This is a genomic window from Candidatus Lokiarchaeota archaeon, assembly GCA_014730275.1.
Lineage (GTDB): Archaea > Asgardarchaeota > Thorarchaeia > Thorarchaeales > Thorarchaeaceae > WJIL01.
In genome coordinates this window covers 1-3494 of sequence record WJIL01000042.1, presented here as the reverse complement: position 1 = coordinate 3494, position 3494 = coordinate 1, and the positions used below count along the sequence as shown (strand labels likewise).

Sequence of the window (3494 nt, the reverse complement as noted above, 5' to 3'; positions counted from 1 at the left end):
GTATAGTCTTGTTTGCCATTGCTCTTTAGGATTCTTCATAAGGTATCTTACAGTGTATTCGGTATGTTGATTCTTGATACTATGAAATATAGCTTTGGGGCCACCTAATGCCTTTAAACCAGCGTTAGATGACATGACAATGAGCTGATTGTTCTTAGGAAACAAGAAATCAACCAAGCTGACAATGCGATTAACAAGTCTTCTGGAGTACGGTATCAAACCAAACACAGACCGAACAAGCGCGAAGATTGTGGATAGTATAGCCATCGTTTCATCCCTTGATATCGTAAATTCATGCTCAACTGTAGGCCATTCTAAATGATTTGCTTACATCTCACCTTTGTAAAATTCCAACAAGTAATCCAACATTTCTCCTACATGGCAAAAGGCATAATCCGGAAGATAAGTTGACTTACTCAAATCGGCTGTACGAGTATCTCCCGAAAGAACAATCGCCGTAACGCAACCGGCATCTAAACCCATCTTGATATCTGTATGTAGCCTATCTCCTATGACAGCAAAATCCTCAATTCGCAGATTCCTACTCTCAGCTATGTTATGGATGAATTCGGGACTTGGTTTTCCTAGAATCCTATTTGGATTTCTACCTGTTGCTGCAGTGAAAAGGGCAAGTATTGACCCTGCATCCGGTATGAATCCTTCACTTGTTGGACATATTTTATCGGCATGTGTTGCTATGAATGGTGTTCCCTTGCGGATTAGTAGTGAAGCTGCCCGAATCTTCTCGTAGTTCAATTCAGTATCAAATGCAATAACCACAGCATCAGGATTGGAATCCCCCACTTCTATTTCATGGGCGAGAAGATCAGAAACAAATGACTTTGTCCCTACAGGATAGACTTTCGCAAACCCTCTTTCTTTGATGTGCTGGATCGTTGAATGGGTTGACGAAAATACGTTCTCTTCGGATATCTCTATGCCTAGGAGTTTACTTACTTTTTGCTGTGTTTCATCTATGCCTCGAGAGGAATTGTTAGTTACTACAATGACATCCTTTTCTCTATTCTCTAGAAACTTGACCAGTTCCCTTGCACCTTGAATTGCTTCATCACCCAGTATCAAAGTCCCGTCCAAGTCAAAGACGTATGCTTTCCTAGATGCGATACTTTCCATTCCTGTTTCCTTTTTGAAGAGAGTTTCAGCAACCTCAAGATCTGCGAGCGTATCAATCTCACACCATGGTTTCCCTTTGAGATCGTAAGGAGCTGCTGGGTAGCTTGCATCTTGCAACAAGTCGTTTATAGCGACTTCAACCCATTTGTTCACTTCTCCTTGATTGATTATGCTGGCCATTTTATTCTCCAATGATTGCCAAGACTTAGGGGAAAAACTGTAAATATCGATTGAGACACCGTAAGCGTTACTCTCAGATATGCTCTTTGAGATATTTGTTAATACCCTCGGAGAGCCACATACTTTCATTGATTCTTCTAAATAGACCCCTCTATCAACTGCGATCAAATCCTTTCCTCCAGATTTCAAGATTCCGTCGATTATTCGCTTGTCACAAATCACATCTCCATTCATTAATAACAAAGAATCATCACTGGAGACTTTTTCAAGAGCAAGGTTCAGAGAAAACATGTTGTTAGTTCTATCATAGTCTTCATTATGAACGAGTTCTACAACAAACCCAAGATCCATGCCCTCTATTTCGTCTCGTAGCATTTCTCCTTGATAGCCTGTTACAACTGATAACTGGCTAATTTCATCCTGTCCTTTGAGCGTGTCGATCTGATACTGCAATATGGATTGCCCGTTAATTTTCACTAAGCATTTCGGTTTCGAGTCTGTTAGTGGTCTCAGTCTGGAACCTACTCCTGCTGCTAGGATAACTGCATGATACATTGGTGTATGCCTCATAGTTCATGATATCTAGCTGGTTAGCAGTTGGCTAATCATTTCTTTTGATTACTCTAGACTATCAAAGACAATTCTATTTCAGCTCGGAAGCCTCTGGTATGGTCTCCTTCTCATCTGCTTCTGCCAACAAAATTTGAGCCCCCAGACTCACTTAATACTCTTCTGGCTAGTCTATTTCACTACACAAAACAGATGCATGTTGTTCTCCAATTCTTCAGTATAGAATCAGGTCTTCTTCGGAACCACCAATAAACGCCAATTCATCTTGAGTTCTTAGGATTAATTAGTCTTCAATTAGGTAGAACTAGCAGGTTCAGTAGAAGATTGCTAACCTTGATTTATGTCATCAGAGACCCGGCGAATCCAAATGGTATACGAATATGTCCTCATCAACATAGTCTTGAGGATTGGCATATTCGAGTTCGGGAATGTCAAGAAGGGCTTCAGCAATGGGCAGCATCGACGGGCCCGGTTTAACAAAGTAGATATGAGACACATACCTACTCTTTCTTATGGCTGCAACAACGAGATACCCCTCTTCCAAAACATATTGATTCACTTCCGGATAGAATATCTCTATGGAATTGCTGTTCAACCCTTTAACCATTACTAGTTCTGGGCTTATCTCTCTGATGAACTGAATTGTGACTCCATTATGTGCTATTTCCTCACTATTGAGCCCAAGGTAATCGTAAGTAGTCCATTCAGAGAAGTATGGCAGAGCTCCTGATTCACTGACGAACATCGTATAGTTTTCATCTGAGAGGGTTGCAAGACTCTTTCCTATGATAACCCGGTCGAACTGATTTCGTCGATAAGTCTCGGAGAAAGCATCGTCCAGAATATGAACTGGCAACAGGAATGTGGTAACTGATAATGCTAGCAGGCCGTAAATACCCCAATTATTAGTATTCCTGAATCTATTCACAATAGATATCCAATTTCCTTCTTTGGTAAGAACTGCGTTGGACATTAGTGGAGAGAAGATAATCATAAATGATGCAAGCAGAGGGAGCTGAAATCGATATAGAAACCTTGAACTGGGTCTATGAGACAATATGTCGCCAGAAAACCCAGCAAACCGACTAAAGGAATCTTTCTCTTATTCACAATCTTCTCCTGCAAAGCAACAAAAAGCCCTTGGTTGGTTCTTGAACTAATTATGTACGCATCAAACAGGAGTAATAAGAAGTAGGGGCCCAGAATTTTCGCGCTGAAATTAGCTACATATGATACTCCGGACATTGAAATAAGATTCTTGGTCAATTTGACATAGACCGGATTTGGCAACAAATATCCAAAGTACTGATATCTCCATAGCATATATAATCCGATGGGCAGACCAAAGAAGATGGCTTGATAAATAGCGAAGGCAACCCCTTCGTGTAGGTTTTCCCTAGTTAAGAATGCGAGAAGAATGGATAGAGTGATTCCAGAAAATATAATTGTATCTGGATGTGCGAGAAAGGCCAGAAACATGACAATCGCTAAGACTATTGATGTACCCTTCTCCTTTTTCTGAGCTATTTGCTGAAATAGAATACTAGAAATAAGGACTAGGAAAGCAGTAAAGGCAGTCTCCATTCCCTGAACTGTAATTACTGCATATG

General features: G+C 40.6%; 2 protein-coding genes. Both read right to left on the bottom strand.

The genetic code is table 11. The features are described from left to right. Positions 1 to 327: 327 nt before the first annotated feature. A complete protein-coding gene (locus GF309_05180; GenBank protein MBD3158163.1) occupies positions 328 to 1884 on the bottom strand; it encodes an HAD-IIA family hydrolase in 1557 nt (518 codons plus the stop codon). Between the two features lie 346 nt (positions 1885 to 2230). Further along, the gene (locus tag GF309_05175) at positions 2231 to 2812 is read right to left on the bottom strand and encodes a hypothetical protein (GenBank protein MBD3158162.1); all 582 of its coding nucleotides are present in this window, start codon (positions 2810 to 2812) and stop codon (positions 2231 to 2233) included. Between the last annotated feature and the right edge of the window lie 682 nt (positions 2813 to 3494).

Bases quoted from the DNA above. Each gene is read 5' to 3' on its own strand.
- GF309_05180 (MBD3158163.1), bottom strand. From the start codon at position 1,884: ATGAGGCATACACCAATGTATCATGCAGTTATCCTAGCAGCAGGAGTA.